The 22,185-nt window shown below is 46.8% G+C and carries 17 protein-coding genes; all 17 read right to left on the bottom strand.

Annotation, left to right across the window (positions count from 1 at the left end; translation table 11 throughout):
• Positions 1–46: 46 nt before the first annotated feature.
• The gene (murG, locus tag C1T21_RS21285) at positions 47–1,156 is read right to left on the bottom strand and encodes an undecaprenyldiphospho-muramoylpentapeptide beta-N-acetylglucosaminyltransferase (RefSeq protein WP_103049645.1); all 1,110 of its coding nucleotides are present in this window, start codon (positions 1,154–1,156) and stop codon (positions 47–49) included.
• Between the two features lie 6 nt (positions 1,157–1,162).
• Positions 1,163–2,260 (bottom strand): stage V sporulation protein E, encoded by a 1,098-nt coding sequence (gene spoVE, locus C1T21_RS21280; RefSeq protein ID WP_103049644.1) that lies wholly within the window; start codon positions 2,258–2,260, stop codon positions 1,163–1,165.
• Positions 2,261–2,309: 49 nt separating this feature from the next.
• Entirely contained in the window at positions 2,310–3,731 is a 1,422-nt protein-coding gene (gene murD / locus C1T21_RS21275; protein WP_103049643.1) for a UDP-N-acetylmuramoyl-L-alanine--D-glutamate ligase, read from the bottom strand.
• Between the two features lie 4 nt (positions 3,732–3,735).
• Positions 3,736–4,704, bottom strand: coding sequence for a phospho-N-acetylmuramoyl-pentapeptide-transferase (gene mraY / locus C1T21_RS21270; RefSeq protein WP_013311092.1), 969 nt, complete (start codon positions 4,702–4,704; stop codon positions 3,736–3,738).
• Between the two features lie 22 nt (positions 4,705–4,726).
• Positions 4,727–6,130: a UDP-N-acetylmuramoyl-tripeptide--D-alanyl-D-alanine ligase gene (locus C1T21_RS21265; protein WP_103049642.1), complete on the bottom strand. Its 1,404-nt coding sequence runs from the start codon at positions 6,128–6,130 to the stop codon at positions 4,727–4,729.
• Positions 6,130–7,617 carry a UDP-N-acetylmuramoyl-L-alanyl-D-glutamate--2,6-diaminopimelate ligase gene (locus tag C1T21_RS21260; RefSeq protein ID WP_103049641.1) on the bottom strand — a complete coding sequence of 496 codons (1,488 nt, stop codon included), beginning with the start codon at positions 7,615–7,617 and terminating at the stop codon, positions 6,130–6,132. Before C1T21_RS21260 ends, C1T21_RS21265 begins: the two co-directional genes overlap by 1 nt.
• A gap of 55 nt (positions 7,618–7,672) precedes the next feature.
• A complete protein-coding gene (locus C1T21_RS21255) occupies positions 7,673–9,589 on the bottom strand; it encodes a stage V sporulation protein D (RefSeq protein ID WP_103049640.1) in 1,917 nt (638 codons plus the stop codon).
• An 81-nt stretch (positions 9,590–9,670) separates the two neighbouring features.
• The gene (locus tag C1T21_RS21250; RefSeq protein WP_103049639.1) at positions 9,671–12,025 is read right to left on the bottom strand and encodes a penicillin-binding transpeptidase domain-containing protein; all 2,355 of its coding nucleotides are present in this window, start codon (positions 12,023–12,025) and stop codon (positions 9,671–9,673) included.
• 60 nt (positions 12,026–12,085) lie between these two features.
• Complete coding sequence (locus C1T21_RS21245) at positions 12,086–12,466, bottom strand: hypothetical protein (RefSeq protein ID WP_025721604.1); 381 nt, start codon at positions 12,464–12,466, stop codon at positions 12,086–12,088.
• A 24-nt stretch (positions 12,467–12,490) separates the two neighbouring features.
• Positions 12,491–13,441 carry a 16S rRNA (cytosine(1402)-N(4))-methyltransferase RsmH gene (rsmH, locus tag C1T21_RS21240; RefSeq protein WP_103049638.1) on the bottom strand — a complete coding sequence of 317 codons (951 nt, stop codon included), beginning with the start codon at positions 13,439–13,441 and terminating at the stop codon, positions 12,491–12,493.
• A gap of 17 nt (positions 13,442–13,458) precedes the next feature.
• Entirely contained in the window at positions 13,459–13,896 is a 438-nt protein-coding gene (mraZ, locus tag C1T21_RS21235; protein WP_013311099.1) for a division/cell wall cluster transcriptional repressor MraZ, read from the bottom strand.
• Positions 13,897–14,228: 332 nt separating this feature from the next.
• Positions 14,229–15,494 (bottom strand): adenosylhomocysteinase, encoded by a 1,266-nt coding sequence (locus C1T21_RS21230; protein WP_013311100.1) that lies wholly within the window; start codon positions 15,492–15,494, stop codon positions 14,229–14,231.
• A gap of 64 nt (positions 15,495–15,558) precedes the next feature.
• Positions 15,559–17,190, bottom strand: coding sequence for a bacillithiol biosynthesis cysteine-adding enzyme BshC (bshC, locus tag C1T21_RS21225; RefSeq protein WP_103049637.1), 1,632 nt, complete (start codon positions 17,188–17,190; stop codon positions 15,559–15,561).
• Between the two features lie 122 nt (positions 17,191–17,312).
• Positions 17,313–18,251 (bottom strand): ABC transporter ATP-binding protein, encoded by a 939-nt coding sequence (locus C1T21_RS21220; RefSeq protein ID WP_013311102.1) that lies wholly within the window; start codon positions 18,249–18,251, stop codon positions 17,313–17,315.
• Positions 18,252–18,262: 11 nt separating this feature from the next.
• Positions 18,263–19,213 (bottom strand): ABC transporter permease, encoded by a 951-nt coding sequence (locus C1T21_RS21215; protein ID WP_013311103.1) that lies wholly within the window; start codon positions 19,211–19,213, stop codon positions 18,263–18,265.
• Positions 19,214–19,217: 4 nt separating this feature from the next.
• Positions 19,218–20,150, bottom strand: coding sequence for an ABC transporter permease (locus C1T21_RS21210; RefSeq protein ID WP_023989458.1), 933 nt, complete (start codon positions 20,148–20,150; stop codon positions 19,218–19,220).
• Between the two features lie 197 nt (positions 20,151–20,347).
• Positions 20,348–22,048, bottom strand: coding sequence for a peptide ABC transporter substrate-binding protein (locus tag C1T21_RS21205; RefSeq protein WP_103049636.1), 1,701 nt, complete (start codon positions 22,046–22,048; stop codon positions 20,348–20,350).
• Positions 22,049–22,185: the final 137 nt, after the last annotated feature.

Raw genomic sequence — 22,185 nt, 5'->3', positions numbered from 1 at the left:
TAAATACCATCCGGTGTGTGACAACCGCCCAATTCTGCGCTGCAGACTACCTTTTATGGGCAAGACGTTCCATTTCTTTTACTAAAATGTCTGCTGAGTCAGGCTTGCCGAGCGCAGACGCCGACTCTGCCATGCGACTCCGCCATGCCTCATCCTTCATAATCCCCGCTATAGATTGAAACAGGGTCGGGCCACTCAGTTCCTTTTCTACAATCATGACGGATGCGCCTGCCTTTTCAAGTGTACGAGCATTAGCCTCCTGATGGTTATTCGTCACATTAGGTGATGGGATCAGAATGGACGGAATGCCGAGCGATGTGATCTCTGCCAAGAAGGACGCACCTGCGCGATTAACAATTAATGAGGTACAAGCCAGCACCTCTGGCATATTGTGAATATAGGGAAGCACGTGTAGATGATTGGGCAATGAACCGATCTGATTCCGTATGCTATCCAGCGTTTGCTCATAATAAGATTCACCGGTTACATATACAAAATGGACGTCTTTCAGTTGCGAAAGTTGCGGAGCCATTGCAATCATGGCGTCATTAATGGCCTTCGCTCCCCTGCTGCCACCGACCACAAGGACGACCGAACTGTTCATCGGAACCCCAATAGTAGCAAATCCCCGATCCCGGTTAGCCAAACGAACTGTTGTAGCACGCGGGTTCCCAGTGTACAGTACATTTTTAGCTTTGGGGAATGCTCCTTCTGAGCCTTCAAAGCTAACAGCCACTGTATCCACATAGCGACTCAGAAATGTATTAGTCAACCCTGGAATTGCATTTTGCTCATGAATAATGCTGGGAATTCCCAACTTGGAAGCTGCATAAACGACGGGGCCGCATACATATCCCCCAGTGCCAATAACGACATCTGGCTTAAATTTCTTTAATAATGCTTTGGATCTGCGAACCCCTTTGAAAAAGCGCATGATCGTTTTTATATTTTCCACAGACAAGCTGCGGCGAAATCCTGTGATATCAATAGCCTCAAATGGAATTTTTTCCTGAGGAACCAACTTGCTTTCGAGTCCTCGTTGACCGCCAATGTATAAAAATTCAGAGTCCGGATCAATCTCTTCGCACTGTCTGGCTACGGCCAGCGCCGGATAAATATGCCCTCCGGTGCCGCCGCCGCTCAACACGACGCGCATAAACGTTCACCTCGCATAACGTGATAAATTTAGTAAAATGCCCAGAGCAGTTAGCATTAAGGTCAGAGAAGAACCTCCATAGCTGATTAAGGGCAGTGTTATTCCTGTCACCGGCATTAAACCGATAACGACACCAATATTAATGACGACCTGTACGGCGACCATTGCGACAATACCCACCGCAAGCAAACTGCCATAGGTATCCGGAATGGTTATAGCGACACGCATTCCTCTCCACACGAGAACCAAAAAGAGCCCCAGCACCGTCATTCCACCGATAAAGCCAAGCTCCTCCGCCAAAATGGAAAAAATAAAATCAGTCTGCGGCTCAGGAACGTAGCTATATTTTTGTCGACTCATGCCGAGTCCCAAGCCCGCCAGCCCGCCAGGACCAATCGCATATAGCGATTGAATAATTTGATAGCCTGCGCCAAGCGGATCAGACCAAGGGTCCAGAAAAGCGGTGATGCGCTGGAGTCGATAAGGCGCAGCTGCAATCAGTGCAGCAAACCCTGCTGCTCCCGACAGAGCCAGCAGACCGAGATGCTTCATACGCGCGCCTGCCGTAAATACGATGAGCATGGACGCTCCCATCATTACCGTGCCTGTGCCCAAATCGGGCTGGAGCATAATAAGCCCAAAAGCCAGTCCCATGAGTCCAAGCGGGGGCAACAGGCCGCGCGTAAAAGAGCTAATATCATAGTCAGGACGACTGAGCCAACGAGCGAGAAAAAGAATCATACCCAGCTTCATAAACTCGGAAGGCTGAATGCCGAAAGAGCTAATACCGAGCCAGCTTCGTGCCCCGCCTCTTACTACACCAATGCCGGGAATTAATACGGCAACCAGCAACGCTAGACAGATCAACAACACGACCTTGGCATATTTCTGCCAGATCCGGTAGTCCGTTCTGGCAGTAAAGTACATCGCTACAAGGCCGAGCCCTGCAAACAGCAATTGCCGCTTTACAAAATAGTAGGAGTCCCCGTACTCGTGAAAAGCGAGGACGGCGCCCGCACTGTATACCATAACCATGCCGATGGCTAATAAGCTTATGATACAAACGAAAAGCCATAGATCCGGCGCTGGACGAGATTGCTTCATCAGGAGGCCACCCCTTGCATAAAAGTAGGGGCTTATCCAACCCCCCTACTTACAATTTATGCGCCGCCTCTTTAAAAATACGTCCACGCTCTTCATAGGATCGGAACATATCCCAGCTTGCACAGGCGGGTGAGAGTAATACTACATCTCCCGTCTCAGCAAATTCAGCAGCCTTGTTCACAGCCTCCACGAGCGTAGCGGCGGCATCCTCCCCATTATCGACGACCTTGACATGCTCTATTCCGGCCTGCTGGGCCCGCTCAGCCAACTTATGCCGTGTCTCACCCAAGAGCACAACGGCTTTTACACCTTCCTGCAAGGAAGGTACGAGCTCTGTATAATCAGAACCGCGATCCAATCCTCCGGCAATGAGTACAATGGGTTGCTTAAAGGAAGATAAGGCCATCATTGTTGCTTTCGAATTGGTTGCTTTGGAGTTATTGTAATAAGCTACACCAGCGTGTTCTAAAACATATTCAAGCCGATGTTCGACGCCGCGAAAAGTACTTAATGGCTCCGCCAAATTCGCTGGTTCTGCGCCTGCAGCAATGGCGATTGCGCAAGCAGCAAGAGCATTTTCTACGTTAAAACGACCCGGAAGTCCAATCTCAGCTACGCCTATAATGGGATGCAACACACCATTTCCATCGCGGTATACAATGCTACGTTCAATATCGTCCGTCACATCCGGTATGTATGGCGGGTCAGCGAACAACCCTTCCTGCAAACGTTCTGTCATAGAGAACGGAAGCAGCTTCGCTTTTATATAGGGTACGAGTTCCCGGCAGACGGGGTCATCCCAGTTCACCACCGCAGTATCCGCCGCCGTTTGATTGGCAAATAGACGCGCCTTGGATGCAACGTAGTCCTCCATGCCTCCGTGGTAGTCCAAATGGGTCTCAGCTACATTGAGCAAGCAGGCCACAGTGGGCTTGAAATCTTTTGTTCCTTTTAACTGAAAGCTGCTCAGCTCCACAACCATCCACTCGTCCGACTTGGCATCCACAGCCGCCTCACATACGGGCGTACCGATATTACCAGCCACGATTGGATTCATGCCGGATGCCTCCAACAGCTTGCCTACCCAAGTGGTCGTGGTCGTCTTTCCGTTGGAGCCAGTAATTCCGATGATCGGAGCTTTACATAGATGGTAGGCGACCTCAACCTCGGTCACGACCTCAATGCCGAGCTCGACAGCTTTCTGTACGGGAGGGGCCGTATAAGGAATCCCTGGATTTTTGACAACCAGCTTCACTCCAGGATGAATTAGCCCCTCTGGGTGACCCCCGCATAAAACGGAAATTCCCAAAGCCTCTAATTCAGAAGCTTCGGGACATTGTTCCCTATCTTTTTTATCATTGACTGTCAGCTTGGCTCCGGCCTGGTGCAGCACCTTGGCAACTTGCACGCCGCTTTTAGCCAGACCGATAATGACGACTTCCTGATCTCTGTATGCGTCTGGATGGTTCATTTGTCTACAACCCCTTGTTGAGATAAAGTCCGAGTCCTGCCAACAGCAGTCCTACAGCCCAGAATGTAATAACTACGCGCCATTCGGACCAGCCGGACAGCTCGAAATGATGATGAATCGGGCTCATTTTGAAAATACGCTTGCCACGTGTTTTAAAGGAAGCTACTTGCAAGACTACGGACAGCATTTCAATTACGAATACACCACCGATAATGAGGAACAAAATTTCGCTTTTCGTAACGATGGCAATGGCACCTATGGCGCCGCCGATTCCCAGCGAGCCTGTGTCACCCATAAACACCTTGGCAGGATGAGCATTATATACAAGAAATCCGAGTACAGCGCCAATCATAGCCGCTGAGCATACTGCTGCCGGAAGCGAGGTTGCCTGAATCGCGACAATGGCATAAGCAGCAAAGGCAATGGCACTTGTACCGGACAGTAGCCCGTCCAGCCCATCCGTGAAATTGACAGCATTGCTAATCGCCAGCATCATGATAATGATGAACGGATAATAAAACCAGCCGCCCCAATCAAATGACCATGATGTTCCAGGGATGCCGATAGCGGTACTATGATCATTGCTAAGCAGAAGCCAGCACATAATTGCTCCAAACAATAATTGCCCAAACAGCTTTTGACGCGCCGTCAGACCTAACGAGCGTTTGAATACAATTTTGATATAGTCGTCCAAAAAGCCGATCAGCCCAAAACCGAGCGTAGCAACCAGCAGAACGTAAAAGTCCGTATTTTTGATAGCTGAAAACTTAAGAAAGGTCAGCGTAAAAGCCACCAGAATCACGATACCGCCCATTGTAGGCGTACCTATCTTTTTAAGATGGCTTTGTGGCCCGTCATCCCGGACCTGCTGGCCGAATTTCATTCGCCGCAGCAGCGGAATGAGCAGTGGAGCGGCAATGACCGCCAGTATAAACGATACGACGATCGTCAGCAGTAATAATTGAATATCCATGGGAGTCTCCCTCTCGTCAACATCAGTTCTGTAGCGGACCGTTTTTCAGCGCATCCACAATTTCTTCTAGTCGCATCCCTCTGGATGCCTTAACCAGCACAATATCATTGCCGTGGAGATGAATCTGCAAATGCTGGATCAGCTCTTGCTTATCTGTATAAGTGTGCACGTTAGCAGTTGGCATCAACCCTTGCGCACCCTGCGCAATCGAAGTGCCTAACGCACCGTAGGTAAACAGTACCTCTACGTCGTGCTTTGCCGCGAAAATTCCAATTTCCTCATGGAATTGCTTTTCCTCAGGTCCCAGCTCCAGCATGTCACCAAGCACGGCGACTTTACGTCCGTCCGTTTTATACGCAGACAACGTCTGAATTGCAGCCTTCATTGAAGCCGGGCTGGCATTATAAGCGTCGTTTAGCACGGTAAGTCCATTAGGACAGTTCACGACCTCAATGCGCATGCCCGTCAGTTTTAAAGACGACAACCCTTTACGTATATGGTCTGCATCGACATTGAAATGACGCGCTACCGCCAGTGCTGCCAAACCATTTACAACATTGTGCTGTCCAAGCAAGGGAAGCCGGAAAGCCTCTTTGCCAGATTGGGCTGTTATGAATAAGCTACCTTCTCCATCCGAAGTGATTTCAGTCGGATAGTCATCGTTGCCTGTAGCTAGCCCGAACGTAAACAATTTTAAACCTTCAGGCTTGACCGTTTCAGACTCCGCCAACACTTGTGAAAGCAGTGGTTCATCCCCGTTGTAGATCAGCAAACCACCAGGCTTAAGGCCACTTGTGATCTCCAACTTTGCACGAGCGATTTCTGCACGAGAACCAAGCTGAAGTAAATGCGATTCGCCTATGTTCGTTATGATAGCTACATCTGGTTGGGCGATATTAGCCAGCAGACGAATCTCTCCGCGCCCACTCATGCCCATCTCCAGAATGAGAATATCTGTATCCTGCGGCATGGAAAGTACAGTTAAAGGCAAACCGATATGATTGTTATAATTTCCTTCGGTTTTGTGTACTTTAAAAGTCGTGCCCAGCAGAGCGTTTACGATGTCTTTCGTTGTCGTCTTGCCGTTGCTTCCCGTGATCCCCACGACAGAAACGCCGGTTTCGCGTAAGTATACAGCTGCTAGATGCTGAAGGGCTTCTAACGTATCCTCTACCTCAATAGCGTTCTCAGCCGGAGGTGCTCCATGATCCTTTTGCCATAAAAATGCAGCTGCACTTGCCTCGCTTACGATCTGCTGCACATAATTATGCCCATCAAACCGTTCGCCCACGAGTGGAACAAACAACCCTTGGCTCTGCGGCCTGCGAGAATCTGTAAAAACGCCTTCGACCATCCGTTCGGCGTCCGCTTCTCCGTGAAGTGTTCCCCCACACATAGATGCAATCTGACCGATTGTTCTTTTCATCACTTGGATAAACCCCTTATCGCTTCTTTGGCTACGATGCGGTCATCGAATTCATGCACCGTTTTTCCGATCAACTGGTAAGTCTCATGACCTTTTCCCGCAATCAATACTACATCGTCAGGGCTTGCCATTTCAACAGCTTTATGAATTGCAGTTCTGCGATCCACGATCAATTCGTATCGTTCTGGGGGTATACCTTCGTCAATCAGCCCTTGTTCGATGTCTTCCAAAATCACTTTCGGGTCCTCTGTTCGCGGATTATCGGAAGTAATAAACGAATGATCGCTGTAACGCGCAGCAATTTTCCCCATCAACGGACGTTTCGTACGATCCCGGTCACCGCCGCATCCAAATACACACCATACTTTACCGACCGCAAATTCCTTTACGGTTCGAAGGACATTTTCCAATCCGTCCGGTGTATGGGCATAATCTACAATAACAGCAAAGGGCTGACCCGCATCTACAGGCTCTACCCGCCCATCTACGCCTGCGATAGACTCTAGACTGCGCTTGATATCCACCAGCGAGATTCCTTCCAGCAAAGCAGCGGTTATGGCCGCCAGTGCGTTGTACACATTGAACTTGCCCACCATTCGAAGCTCAATATCGGTATCTCCTTTAAAAGTAGACACATGGAAGGAGGTTCCCTTGGAACCTATAGTGATACGAGATGCCTGCACATCAGACTCCTTTTCCACGCCGTATGTAATCACTTGGGCCGCAGTTTGAGCCTGCAAATAGGAAGAAGCCGGATCGTCTGCATTCAGAACAGCATATTTGCTATCTGATGCATCCCGCGAGAAAGCATTTCCCAACCTAGAGAACAAAAGTCCTTTTGCAGCGCGGTACTCCTCCATTGTGTTGTGGTAGTCTAGGTGGTCCTGCGTCAGGTTTGTAAATATAGCGGTGCGAAAATCAGTTCCTTTGACGCGGCCTTGCTCCAACGCATGTGAGGATACTTCCATGACACAGCATTGAACCCCCTGCTCTGCCATATTTCCGAGATAACGTTGCAGTTCCACCGCTTCGGGCGTAGTGCCAGACATTGGGTAAGACTGACCTCCGTAACGCATTTGAATCGTACCAATCAGTCCGGTGTTCACCCCGGCATCCTTCATGATCTTTTCAATCAGATAAGTTATCGTTGTTTTACCGTTGGTTCCGGTTATGCCGATCATGCGCATGCGTCGGCTCGGTGAATCAAACATATAATCCGCCAAAACCGCCATGGCATGTCGTGCATCCTTAACTACAAGCTGCGGAACAGGTACATCCAGTTCCCGTTCAACGACCAAAGCTGCCGCCCCGGACGCAATTGCCTGCTCAGCATAGTCATGTCCGTCCACTGTAAGACCTGGCAAACACAGAAATAAATCTCCTGGTTGCACTCGACGTGAATCCGCCCCGATTCCTCGGCAATCCACTGTACCGTCACCTACCATACGGGAGACGGCCAGCAGTGAAGCCAATTGTTGAAGCTGCATCTTTCATTCCTCCATTGCTCTCTCGTTATTCATAGTATGGTATAAAAAGAACCTATCAATCCCCCATGTAAATACGGATCGTTGATCCCCGCTCCAATCTGGAGCCCGGCTTCGGCGCCTGACTCACGACCGTCTTGCCTGACCCAGATTTCACGAGCATAAAGTTCATATTCATATCTTCGTACAAATCAGCTGCAGTAGCACCTACCAGATCAGGTACCGTTTCGATTGGATTTTCTCCATACTTGTACTCTTTGGCAATTTGATTGGTGCGAGGCGGTATTTTCAAGGCAATCAGCGCGTCCTTTAAGATATTTTGCACGATTGGCGCAGCAACCACCCCGCCGAATTGAATGCCCTTCGGGTTATCGACAGCGGTATAGACGACGATTTGCGGATCATCCGCCGGCGCAAAACCAATAAAGGATACAATATGCTCCGAGGAAGAATAACGCCCGTTAATGACCTTTTGTGCTGTCCCCGTTTTACCTCCCACCCGGTAGCCTTCAATAAATGCAGGACGACCTGTACCTTTAGCAACGACGCTTTCCAGCGCTTCCCTTACCTGTCGGGAGGTTTCCTCTGAAATAACCCTACGTACCAGTTCTGGTTCTATTTTTTCCAGCACTTTTCCGGTTCCCGGCTGAACCCAACCTTTTGTAATGTGAGGCTTATAAAGATTACCGCCATTGATTGCCGCTGATACAGCTGTAACCTGCTGGATCGGAGTGACAGACACCCCTTGACCAAAAGCGGTTGTCGCCAGCTCTACAGGACCGACCTGAGGTAGCTTGAACAAAATGCCGTTGCCCTCACCAATCATGTCGACCCCTGTTTTGCTGCCGAATCCGAAATTGCGAATGTACTTGAACAGTGTTTCTTTACCTAATCGCTGCCCCAATGTTACAAAACCGGGGTTGCAAGAATTCTCCACCACTTGAAGGAAAGTTTGGCTTCCATGTCCGCCTTTCTTCCAGCAACGCAGGCGTGCTCCACCGACTTCAATATATCCCGGATCAAAAAAACGGTCATTTTTGAGATTGACCTTCTTTTCTTCCAAGGCAGCCGCCAGTGTAATAATTTTGAAAGTAGACCCAGGTTCATATGTCATCCAGATAGGCAGATTTCGATTATAGATTTCAGGCGCATATTGCTTGTATAGTGCTGGTTCATAGCTTGGTCGTCCAGCCATGCCTAATATTTCACCCGTCTTAGGGTTCATAGCTATAGACAACGCGGACTTCGCCTGAAATTTGACCATGGCTTGGTCAAGCTCCCGTTCCATAATGGACTGCACAGACTTATCAATGGTTAATTGTAAATTCAGTCCATCCTTCGGTTCAATGTATTTCTCAGAAGAACCAGGCATTAGACGACCACCTGCATCCGATAAATACGCAATGCTTCCGTCGATTCCCCGAAGCTTACTGTTTTGCTGCTTCTCTACGCCTGTCAGCCCTTGATTATCAATTCCTGTAAACCCAAGAATATGAGCCGCTAGATCACCATAAGGATAATAACGTTTGTTGTCTTCAGCAACAACGATACCCGGCAGCTTCAAATCACGAATTTGCTGCGCTTTCTCCATCGTAATTTTTCGTCCGCCGGGCTGAAGTTTTTGGCTTGCTGTTCGTTTGGTAATCAGCTTGAGCACTTTATCCTCACTCATATCCAGCAAGGGCGCCAGCCTGCGTGCCGTTTCTTCCGGCTCCTTAATTTGGACTGGTATCGCCATGACTGTCGGCGAACTGACATTATAGGTCAGCGCCGTGCCCTGCCGATCCAAAATTTCGCCACGCTTGGCTGCAAAAGGAATATTGCGGCGCCACGAATCCTCAGCCTTGGCCGAGAGCTCGCCTCCTTTACCCAATTGAACATAGGCGAGCCGGATCGACAAGGCCGCAAACAGTACAAATAATCCCATTAGCCCCCATACCAGCCTTCGCCGCATGGTCACGTTAGATTTTTTCAAACGCGCTCCCTCCGTTCCTCAAATACTCATGACATGTCTTACCTCATGAATATTCAAAAGAACGAACATTAGAACAAGCTATCAGTTATCCTCGCCTTTAATCGCAGCAGCACTTTGCTCATCTGCAACAGCCGATATTCCTCCCTTAGGAGCTCCCACGTCTATTCCAGCTTCGGCAGTAGTACCGGATTCGGTTTTAGTATCGGCCTCCGTTTTAATTGCGCTGCCGGTCTGGTTAGCTGCAACTCCATTGGTCGAGTCCTGTGTTTCCTCCGGTTTCACTCCGGTCACCGTTTCTTTGGCCGGCTGAAGCGTCACGCTGACGATTCGCTTTCCATTTACCATTTGCGCCTTTTGAGAGACAACATAACCTTCGCCGCTTACCTGCACACCAACCTTCATAAGCGTCAGAACTTGAAGTGTGTCACGCAACGAAACACCTGTAAAGTCAGGAATAGTCATGTTGGCACTATCCTCAGTCAGCAAGTAAATGCGTTGTCCGGGTTTCATTTTGACGCCTGCTTCAGGATACTGGCGAACAATTTTGGAGCCTTTGCCTACCGTTTCATAGGCAATTCCCTGTTTGAGCAATGCATTTTGCGCATCCTTCTTCACCTGACCAGTTAATGTTGGTACCGTTGGCAAATTCACTGTTTTTACAACAGCGCCACCTGATTTATTCGTTTTAGTTCCCGTTTTTGGAACCCCCATATATTGCAACGATTGGGATACAATTTTTTTAAATACAGGTGCTGCTGCTGTACCGCCGCCTACCGATTTGTTAGGTTCGTCCATAACAACCAAAACAGCTATTTTCGGATCATTTACCGGTGCAAAACCTATAAAGGACACGACATCCTTCGAATGGTCATATACTTTTCCGACGACCTTCGTCGCTGTACCTGTTTTACCAGCTACACGATATCCGTCAATATAAGCAAGGCGTCCCGTACCAATTTCTTGGTCAGATACGACCTGCTCTAGATAGCTGCTTGTCTGGACTGCCGATTCCCGAGTAATCACTTGGCGGACTTCCTTCGGTTGAATCGTCTGAACTTCGCCTGTATCTGGGTTGATGATTTCCTTCACCAGATGAGGCTGCATCAGCTTCCCCCCGTTAGCAATTGCCGAGATGGCAGCTACCTGCTGGATTGGCGTCACCTGAACACGTCCGTGTCCATATGAAGCGGTTGCGACCTCGGATTTGTACTGGGTATGGAATGTAATAGCTCCGGTAGACTCACTCGGAAGATCAATGCCCGTTTTCACGCCGAATCCAAAGTTATTAATATATTTCTTCAGTCTCCCGCCACCCAACTTATCCAGTCCCAGATGGACGAAACCAACGTTACTTGAGCGCTTGACTCCCTGAAGATAGGTTAACGTTCCCCAGTTGCGGCTTACATCACGAATATCCCAGCCTCCGACCCGAATCATACCAGATTGGTAAGATTCATTTGGATTGAACACCTTTTCTTGAACCGCAGCTGCCAAGGTTACAATCTTAAACGTGGAGCCTGGCTCGTAGATAGACTGAGTAGCATTATTACGGAAATATTCCAAAGGTGTACTCCCATATGTATTGGGATTAAAATTCGGGTAAGTCGCCATACCGAGAACATCCATCGTTTTAGGATCAGCCGCTACCACAGTCATCGTTTTCGGATTATAATTTGCAATAGCTTCCTGCATGGCATCCTCTATATAATACTGAATCGTATCGTCAATCGTCAGCTTTAAATTTTTACCATTTTGTGCCGGCTCATAGACACTTTCCGATCCTTGAAGAGGAACTCCCTTCCGATCCCGCTGATACAGAAGCTTTCCAGCCGTGCCCGAGAGCTCTTTATTATAATAAGCTTCCAACCCCATACCTGCTGTGCCATCTTTTCTTTGATAGCCAAGAACATGGGAAGCCAGCTTATTTTCCGGATAATAGCGTTTGGATTCTTGAACGGTGTCCACAGCTCCAATTACTTCATACTTATCCTTCAAATACTCTTTGAACGTATCCACTTGTGCCTTGACCTCAGGATCTACCTTCCAGCCCCCATTACGAATCTCGCGATTTTTTAAGTAGTTCCCCTTTTTATCCTTTGCAGAAAGATGTCCTCTCAGCTCATCCTCAGGCGTTTTGAGTAACTGGTGCAGCTTAGCTACAACCTCATTCTCCAAATCATACTCCTGAATGATGCTAGGATTGACAACTACCGTATAAGCCGGTGCATCCGTAGCCAATACGTTTCCTTTACGGTCCGTAATGGTTCCACGCTTGGGCTGAATCACCTGATCTCTTTCTACTTGATTAACTACCAGGTTATGCCAGTATTCCCCGCTCACAACTTGAATCCAAAATACTTTAAGTAGCAGAACAAGAAAAAAGAGGGTAATACATCCCCCTATTAGCAGTGTGCGAAGCTTTATTCTTTTGACCATAGCTCAAACCTCTCTGCAAAAAAATGTACGTCAGAGCATAGCTTGATGCTATGCCCTTAACTATTTGGCAGCCTGCTTTTCCACACGAATGGGCTCTCTTGTTGGTTCGATATATCCCTGTTGCTTTGCAGTCGGCACGATCTGATTTTCCAGACGCTCCTTTTGAATCTTCAGTTGGGCGATATTGGTCTGTAATTTGGAAATGTCCTTGCTTGCCGTATTAATCGAATAATTGATTTGATAAATGTGAGCGTACCTGCTAATCAACATACCAGCAATGACAATGCACGCTACAAGTGTCAATAGATACAGCAGCTTTTCTCGAATCGGCAGCTCTCTGCGGCGTGTAACGACTTTGGTAGTCTCACGATACCGTTGTTGCTGAACCTGTTCCTGACGGGCTCTTTCTTTTACAGCCAAATTACCGCGTGTATAAGCCATGTCGCCTCTCCTTCTCCATTAAATTTACAATTTCTCGGCAACTCTAAGCTTAGCTGACCGGGACCGTGGATTCATCTCTAGTTCCTGCTCTGACGCCACAATCGGTTTACGATTCACCAGCTTCAGATCGCCTTCCATTTTGTCCTCCAAAATAGGCAAATCAGACGGATAGATGCTTTTCGCCAAATACTCCTTGAAAATATGCTTGCATATCCGATCCTCCAGAGAATGGAATGTAATGACCGAAATTCTGCCTCCTGGAGCCAGACATCTTACTGCCTGATGCAAAGTATCTTCCAGTGCACCCAACTCATCATTCACAGCAATCCGCAAAGCCTGGAAACTGCGTTTAGCCGGATGTCCCCCGGTTCTGCGTGCTGCAGCCGGAATTCCTTCTTTGATAATATCGACAAGTTCCCCTGTTGTGTGAATAGGCTTGTTCAATCGACGTTCAATCATGATCTTTGCGATCCGCCGTGAAAACTTCTCTTCTCCGTAATGAAACAAAATACGCGCAATCTCTGCTTCTGACCATTCATTGACAATTTCGTAAGCCGTAAGCGAGCTACTCTGATCCATCCGCATATCAAGCGGCGCATCATGATTGTAGCTAAATCCCCGTTCCCCCTCATCGAACTGGGGCGAGGACACACCCAGATCGAACAAAATACCCTGGACCTGCGGGACGCCGTCTTTCTCGGGCAATCCCAATTCGGTCAGCTTGTCCTGCAAGTGACGGAAGTTGGATTTCACTAATGAAATCTTGCCTTCATAGGCTGACAGCTTCTCTCGCGCATTGTTCAATGCCCAGTCGTCCTGATCAAAGGCAATGAGCCTTCCCTCAGGGCCAAGCTGTGATGCAATGACTGAACTGTGTCCTGCCCCTCCCAACGTGCAGTCCACATAAATCCCGTCCTGCCTGATGTTTAGTGCCTGTGTTGCTTCTTCTTTGAGTACGGTAATGTGGTGAAACAAACGGCTGACCTCCTAAATTACAATTCAAAGTTGAAATCAACCAATTTCTCAGCAATGTCGTTAAATGCTTCTTCTGATTGGTTGAAATATTGCTCCCAAGTGTGCTTGCTCCAAATCTCTACACGGGTGGACACTCCCAATACGACGCACTCTTTAGTGAGCTTGGCGTATTCGCACAAATTCCCCGGTAAATTTACCCTGCCCTGTTTGTCCAATTCGCATTCAGTCGCCCCCGAGAAAAAAAAACGGGTAAACGCTCGCGCATCGGCCTTCATCAGAGGCAGTGCTTTAAGTTTTTTCTCCATGACAGCCCACTCATCCATGGGATACACGAAGAGGCATTGGTCCAGCCCGCGGGTAACCACGAACGAGGCACCGAGAAGTTCACGAAACTTGGCCGGTACAGTAAGCCGACCCTTCTCATCAATGCTATGTTGGAACTCCCCCATAAACATTGGTTTCGTCACCCCTTACCCCATTCTCCCACTTTGGCCCACTTTCCACCACCTAAGCATAATAGATTCGCTTTAAAAAATCAAAGACCTCTTTTTCATTACCAAAAAGTGATAGAAGCCGGATCCATACCATTATGTCTGTTATTGTAGCCCCGCGTCACAAGATGCAAAAAAGCCCCTTATCCCATGAAGCCGGCCCCCGACAATATGCATCAGGTTTCGAAACAACACGGAATAAAGGGCTTACTCTCTGCCCATTATGTCGACCTAAACAAATACTTGCATTAAAAACGCAACACTTTTGCAGCGGACATCGTGACGAAAAAATCCGATTACGCGTTCCAGCTGTCCAAATAGATCTTTTGGTCTTCGGTTAACGTGTCAATTTGGATTCCCAGACTATCAAGCTTGAATCGAGCTACCTGCTCATCAATTTCATAAGGTACATTAATAACGGCTTTGCCTAGCTCATTGTAACGATCATTCACATATTTCAAGCCAAGCGCCTGAAGCGCAAATGTCGTATCCATAATTTCCGCAGGATGTCCATCAGCAGCAGCCAGATTCACGAGGCGTCCTTCTGCCAGCAAATACATTTTACGTCCATCTTTAAAGCGATATTCCTCGATATTGCGACGCACCGTGCGAATGGATTCGGAGCGTTTAGCAAGCTCAGGCTTACTAACCTCCACATCAAAATGCCCTGCGTTACACAGCACAGCTCCATCCTTCATAACATCAAAGTGTTCCCCTGTAATTACAGCTTTGTTTCCAGTTACTGTAATAAAGAAGTCACCCAGTTTGGCAGCTTCTACCATCGGCAACACATGGAAACCATCCATATGAGCTTCTACTGCCTTGATTGGATCAACTTCGGTTACAACAACGTTGGCTCCCAGCCCTTTCGCACGCATTGCAACCCCTTTGCCACACCAGCCATAACCTACCACAACCACTGTACTCCCTGCCACAACCAGATTAGTCGTACGAATAATGCCGTCGAAAGCTGACTGTCCTGTACCATAGCGGTTATCAAACAAATATTTGCAGTAAGCATCATTAACAGCCACCATCGGAAAGTGAAGTTGCCCTTCTTTTTCCAATGCCTTCAAACGAATGATACCAGTAGTTGTCTCCTCTGCTCCCCCACGGATCGTAGAAATCAGATCAGGCCGTTCGGATTGCAACAGAGTAACCAAGTCACCACCATCATCTATAATGAGATCCGGCTTTGTTTCCAGTGCCTTGATTTGCAAATTTTTGAATTCTTCTGGGTCCGGATTGTATTTAGCTAATACCGTAACCCCATCTTCAACTAATGCGGCGCAAACATCATCTTGTGTGGACAATGGATTACTACCCGTAATAGTTACCTGCGCTCCACCTGCTTGTACCACTTTAGCCAGGTAAGCCGTTTTGGCCTCCAGATGTAGACAGATGGTTACCTTCAGACCAGCAAAAGGCTGCTCTTGCTCAAATTGTTGACGTATACGGTTCAATACCGGCATATGGGCTTCTACCCAATCAATTTTCAAATGACCTTCAGGGGCCAATTTAAGATCGTGAACTATGCTATTTTGTAGAGAATGGGAAGTCATACTTTGTTTCCTCCTTCATATTGGTTAAATTTGCTCCATGATAAATCCTATATAAAATAATTAATCATACATAGATAACACGATGCGTACCCATCAGATCCAATGGTACATTCATAATCATATCAATCAGGCTGAGACCATGACGGTTTAGAAAATGATAGATCGTATACGCCCGCTCCTGCGGCTGTCCAAATGGAAAAAGCGACCATTCAATACGATCCCACTGGCGAAGTGCTGTTTCATTTTGCCGAAGCAACGCTTCCTGAACTTTTGCCTCCAGATAGGCGATCTGTGACAGAATCTTGTCGCGGTTGGTTTCTCCGAGCCGTAGCAAACCTTTTTCAATCAAACCTGTCTGTTGCACAAGCGGTTCGTACATGCGGACAAAAGCTTCCTTAGCCCCGGAAAACTGATCCTGCATTCCAAGCTGATCTTGAGTGGCGATCCATTGCTTTTTCCGTTCCTCAAGTCCGTCTCTAACTTGACCAAAACTTAATTCATACTTAAGCATATGCTTCTCCACACCTGGCTCTACCAACGTAAAAGACATTCGTGGCAGCAGTATCGGCATCTGCATCTTCAACACCCCGAAAGCATCCCGTGTAATCGCCCAGTAAGCAATTTCTCCTAAACCCAGCACAGATGCCAGCACCGGAAACAGTGAATCCTGCATTATAGGACGAGTTAGCACATTGTTACTAAAACGTTCGGGATGTCTATCTATCTCTTCAAGCAGTTCATCCACAGTAAACGCCACCAGACCGTGTCGATCCGTGAATAGTCCAGCTTTTTTGAAAAGCAGCAAGCGTTCATCTTCATGGATATAAAAGAGATTCGCGCCACCTTCATGCACATCGGCTTGTAACTGATAGCCATAATCTACGATCCGCGTGGCAGCCGTCCGGTAAGCATGCTCCAACTCATCATTGTGCTGAACCAGCCGCTTAAAAATGGATGCTTCCAGTTTGCGTAGCGAAGGATCTGCTGAATCCAAAAGTACTAATCCATAGGTGCCGAACAAAAGGCCCAGCAACTTGGCAAAGGCTTCACTCAGTCCATATGAATCCGTTATCCCGTTCTCAATCATGCGCATTATATCAGCCTTATGTTCTGAATCTGGCAAGCTTTGCTCTATATCCGCTATCGCTTGCTTCCATTCAAGAGCGTCAACTTTAATGGCACTAACCGAAGAACGGCGTTCAGGTTGCTTATTCAGCTTGATTTTGACGGCTTGTGGGTCATTTGCCATTACGTATGTATGATTGACCTCGTCCCAGTCATGATCTTCGCCAGCAATCCAGAAGATAGGAATAACCGGACGTCCAAGCCGTTCCTCTGCTTCTCTCGCCGCCTTAATAAGGGTAGCGGCTTTGTAAATGACCAACATCGGACCTGTGAACAGTCCGCTTTGCTGCCCGCCAGCTACTACCAGAGCATCTGGACTTTCCAGACGGTCCAATGAAGCACCAACCGCCTCATACGAATTGTATTTCTCATTGTATATACGAAGACATGCTACGACATCCTTACGGTTTAATCGCAGATGCCCCGTCTTATCCAGCCACTTCGCCCGTTGGGCATAAGCATCGGCGTGCAGCACATTATATTCATACAAGTCGCTTGCGCGTCCTGTACCCTGTATATAATCTTCTGCCAAAGCCGACCCTCCGCGAAGCGTTTCCGGAATTATTTTCATGGGTCTGCCTCCTGTCTCCACCAAAACCTTACTGCTTGATTGTACCGAAAGCCTCTGTCCACGTCAAAGCTTCCTACAAAAAAAACCGCCGAATAACTCGGCGGTTGGTGCATAAAACAAGATCAGGCGTAAGGCTCAGCTACAAAATGTCCTTTAGACACTTCGATGAGCGTGGCATTTTCCAGGTTATAAGCCCCTGTCTTACTGCCAGATGCATCATGAATCGGGCCTGCTTGGTCGCCTGGCATAATAATCCGTTTTTTGTTGGCTTCTACTTCTGGATCAGGAAGTGGGATCGCCGACAAAAGCATTTTCGTATAAGGATGGATCGGGTTTGCATACAACTCAGCACTTTCTGCAAGCTCAACCATTCTACCCATATACATTACAGCTACCCGATCACTGATGTGCTTGACCATCGACAGATCATGCGCAATGAACAGGTATGTCAGACCCAAACGTTCTTGAAGCTCTTTTAACAGGTTGACAACCTGAGCCTGAATAGATACGTCAAGAGCTGAAATCGGCTCATCACAGATGATGAATTTAGGATTAACAGCCAGTGCACGTGCAATACCGATCCGTTGACGTTGGCCACCAGAAAACTCATGCGGATAGCGTGTTGCATGGTCAGGGTTCAAACCAACCAGATCAAGTAACTCTTCAATCCGTTTCTTACGTTCTGCACGGCTACCCGCCATATTGTGAATATCCAGTGCCTCACCAATAATATCAGAAACGGTAAAACGCGGGTTCAATGATGCATACGGATCTTGAAAGATCATCTGCATATCACGACGCATTGCTTTCATTTTACTTGGTGATAATTTGTAAATATCCGTACCGTTAAAACGTACGCTACCTGCTGTAGGTTCATACAAGCGCAAAATCGTACGACCCGCTGTAGACTTACCACAGCCGGATTCGCCAACCATACCCAGCGTTTCACCCTCGCGAATATAGAAATTCAGGTTGTCCACCGCTTTGAGCACACGGTTTTTGCCAACATTAAAATACTTTTTAAGACCTTCAACCTCAATTAAATTGTTGCTACTCACCATGATCTCACCTCCTATTTCTTCAACTTCGGATCAAGCGCATCACGCAAGCCGTCGCCAAAAAGGTTGAACGCAAGCATAATCAAACTGATCAAACCTGCTGGGAAAAGCATCCGCCACGGGTAATACATCCACCCGGTCAGAGCTGATTCAATCATTGAACCCAGCGACGCCTGAGGAGCCTGTACCCCTAATCCAAGGAAGCTCAGGAATGCCTCAGAGAAAATAGCACTTGGAACTGTCAAAGTCAGTGTGACAATGATCGGTCCTACCGCATTAGGCAACAAGTGACGGAACAGCAAACGACCAGCACCTGCACCCATTGAACGGGAAGCGAGTACGAATTCTCGGTTTTTAAGTTGTAACATCTCACCACGTACAATCCACGACATGTTAATCCACCCCGTTACACAGAGCGCAATAATAATTGTAGTGATACTTGGCTCCAGTACAACCAGCAACAGGATCGTAACAAGCAAGTAAGGAATGGAGTACAAGATTTCAGAAAATTTATTCATGATTTCATCAACGCGGCCACCAAAGTAACCCATAATTCCACCATAAATAACTCCAATCATCAAGTCAATCATTGCAGCAGCCAAACCAATAATCAAGGAAATCCGAGCGCCCATCCAAGTACGTACAAACATATCACGCCCCAGATCATCTGTTCCGAACCAATGTTCCGCCGAAGGAGGAAGATTGGTGCTCAACAAATCATTCGTGCGGTCATCGTATGGGGACAGCATCGGGCCAACGATTGAAGCAAGCACAATGAGAACCAAAACACTCAAGCTTGTCATAGCCAGTTTATTTTTACGAAGTCGCTCCCAAGCATCTCGCCAAGCGGATAAGCTTTCGCGCTGAATAACTTCAGACTGCTTTTCATCCGCCCCGACCTTCTGGAAATCTTCCGGTTTCACCTGAAGCTTATCCAAGTTCACAGCATTATCTTTAACAGACATAAAGTTATCCCTCCTTCCCGCCAGTAAGCTTAATCCGCGGATCAATAAATCCATATGCAATATCTGTAATAAAACGCGCCACCATCAGCAAAATACCGTAAAAAATAGTAACTCCCATAATCATGGTATAATCGCGGGTTGTAATACTATCTACGAATACCTTACCAATACCGCCAATCCCGAAGATACGTTCAATAACAACTGAACCCGTAATAATATTGGCCGTCATTGGTCCCACATAGGTAACAACCGGCAGAATAGCATTACGTACAACGTGTTTGAACATAATAGTAATGGATTTCAAGCCTTTAGCCTTGGCAGTCTTAATGTAATCCGCATGAAGCACTTCCAGCATGCTAGAACGCGTTAGTCGAGCGATAAACGCAATAGGGGAAGCAGATAGAGCTGCAACAGGCAGAACGTAGTCCATCGGACCGTCAAAGCCCATAACATTAAACCAACCTAACTGTTGAGCGAAGAAAAATTGAATCAACGATGCCAGAACGAAGCTGGGAACCGCAATCCCCATGATAGCTAATACCATTGCAACGTTATCTATTAGCCTACGATGATACAAAGCTGCTAGCATACCTAGCAAGAGACCGACAATTATCGACACGATTATGGCAACAAAACCCAGTTTGAGGGAAACCGTAAAAGTTTGTCCGATAATGTCAGTTACACTTTGATTCAGCTTTTTCATAGAAATACCAAAATCACCTGAAGCAATATCACCTAAGTATTTAAAATATTGGACATATACAGGCTTATCCAGCCCATATTGCTCCATTAACCGGGCTTGAATCTCAGGAGAAGTCGCTTTTTCACTCATGAAGGGGTTACCCGGAATTGCTTTCATGAGAAAAAACGTCGCAGAGATCAGAATGAACAAAGATAGCAGCATGTAGAAAAATTTACTGATCAAATAACGCGTCATTGCCCGTTTACACCCCCCATAAATTTTTTTCGACACCATTCGATTTTATCGAAATAGAATTGGACTGTCCAATCTACTTATTTGCATGGTTACATGATGATGGAAAAGACCATGACACACAAAAAAAACGGGATATATATGGTTCTATCCACATATATATCCCGAAGTAACTATCAAACTTCAGAATCGAGCTTCAGTTACTGTGTAATATACGCTCTTGTGAAATCAACTGCTCCACTAAAGTCAAGCCCAATGTCTTTTACATTCGGTTTTGTTAAAGAAACATTTGAGTAGTAGTAGATCGGAAGCATTACCATATCATCTTGAACCAGAATTTTCTCCGCTTTCGCAAAATCTTCCATGCGTTTTGCTGGATCAGTTTCTTTCTTAGCTGCTTCAATCAAAGCATCATATGCTGGGTTAGCATAACCTGCATTGTTATTGCCATTGCCTGTTGTCCACATATCCAGGAATGTCATTGGATCATTATAGTCAGCAGACCATCCACCACGAGCAATTTGGAAATTCAGCTTATTACGTGTTTGGATAAATACGCCCCACTCTTGGTTTTGGGTTTTGATGTCCACACCAAGGTTTTTCTTCCACATATCAGCAACTGCCAAAGCTATCTTTTGGTGACTCTCACTGGAGTTATACAGCAATGTTACCGGAGGAAGTGTAGTTACGCCTTCTTCCTTCATACCTTCTTGAAGCAATTTTTTCGCTTCAGTGAAGTCTTCTTTGAAGTAATCATCTTTATTCTCAGTACGGAATTCTTGAGATACTCCTTTGATACCTGGAGGTACAAAGCCGTATGCAGGAATTTGACCGCCCAATGTCACTCTTTCAACGATTGGTTGGCGTTGAATAGCCATCGCAAACGCTTTACGGATTTTAACATTGTTAAATGGTTTTTCAGTTACATTAAACAGATAGTAGTACGTACTTGCAATCCCTTTTGCCTTAAATTCGTTAGGCAATTCTTTTTTCACAGCCGGAATTTGGTCGGTAGGAATTTCACCGTTTGGCATACCTGCGTAATCGAGTTGTCCACTTCTATAAGAAGCCAGCTCTGTTGCACCGCTATTTACAAGGGACATCGTAATTTTGTTCAGCTTGATTTCGTCTTTACCCCAATAGTTTTCACTCTTGGTTACTTCGATCTTTTGACCGCTGTCCCAAGTCGTTAATGTGTAAGGTCCGTTAGTGATCATGCTATCTTTCTTAACAGCCCACTTGTCATTACCTTTAACAGAAGGATTTACAGGATAGAAAGTGTAGAAAGAAGTCAATCCCAAGAAGTAAGGAGTTGGGTGCTCCAGCTCTACTTGCAATGTATGATCGTCAACAGCTTTAACACCTACATCTTTAAAGTCTGTAACTTTAGTGCCTTTAAAAGATTTCGAAGTGCTCAGGTTGTAACCCTCAGCATTTTTGATATAGTACAATTGGTAAGCATATGGAGGTGCAGGAGCCGTGGAAGGATCCAATACCCGTTGCCAAGCAAATACGAAGTCGCTTGCTTTGACTGGATCGCCATTACTCCATTTTGCAGTATCACGAAGCTTGAACGTATAGGTTTTGCCGTCATCGGAAATTTTCCAAGATTCAGCTACGCCAGGGATTTCTTTGCCGTCAGGACCCATACGTACGAGACCTTCATACAAAGTTTTCAGAACCGTGTTAGTTTGACTATCCTGAGCTTGTGCCGGATCGAACGTTGGCGGCTCGGATGCAAGGTTAATGCGCAAAATTTGCTTGTCGGCCGCAGCCGGCGTAGTCGAGGTGTTTTCTTGTGCGCCCTTACCATTGGTATCGTTCTTGCCGCCGCAACCTGCGAGCAGTGCGCCAACTGCAAGAATGAGTGTCAAAAGGACTAAAAAGCTTTTCCTTTTCATCTAGCGTTTTCCCCCTAGTTCTAAAGTGGTATATGTTTATAGATTATACAACCAGCGGTCAAAAAAATCTACATTACATTTCTTCAAATTGAGCTTTTTTTTCAAAAAAACATGATTAATTCATATTTTTTCACCTT

The sequence above is a fragment of the Paenibacillus sp. F4 genome (genome assembly GCF_002894905.1).
In the GTDB taxonomy this organism is placed as follows: domain Bacteria; phylum Bacillota; class Bacilli; order Paenibacillales; family Paenibacillaceae; genus Paenibacillus; species Paenibacillus polymyxa_B.
This window is presented reverse-complemented; position numbering and strand designations above follow the sequence as displayed.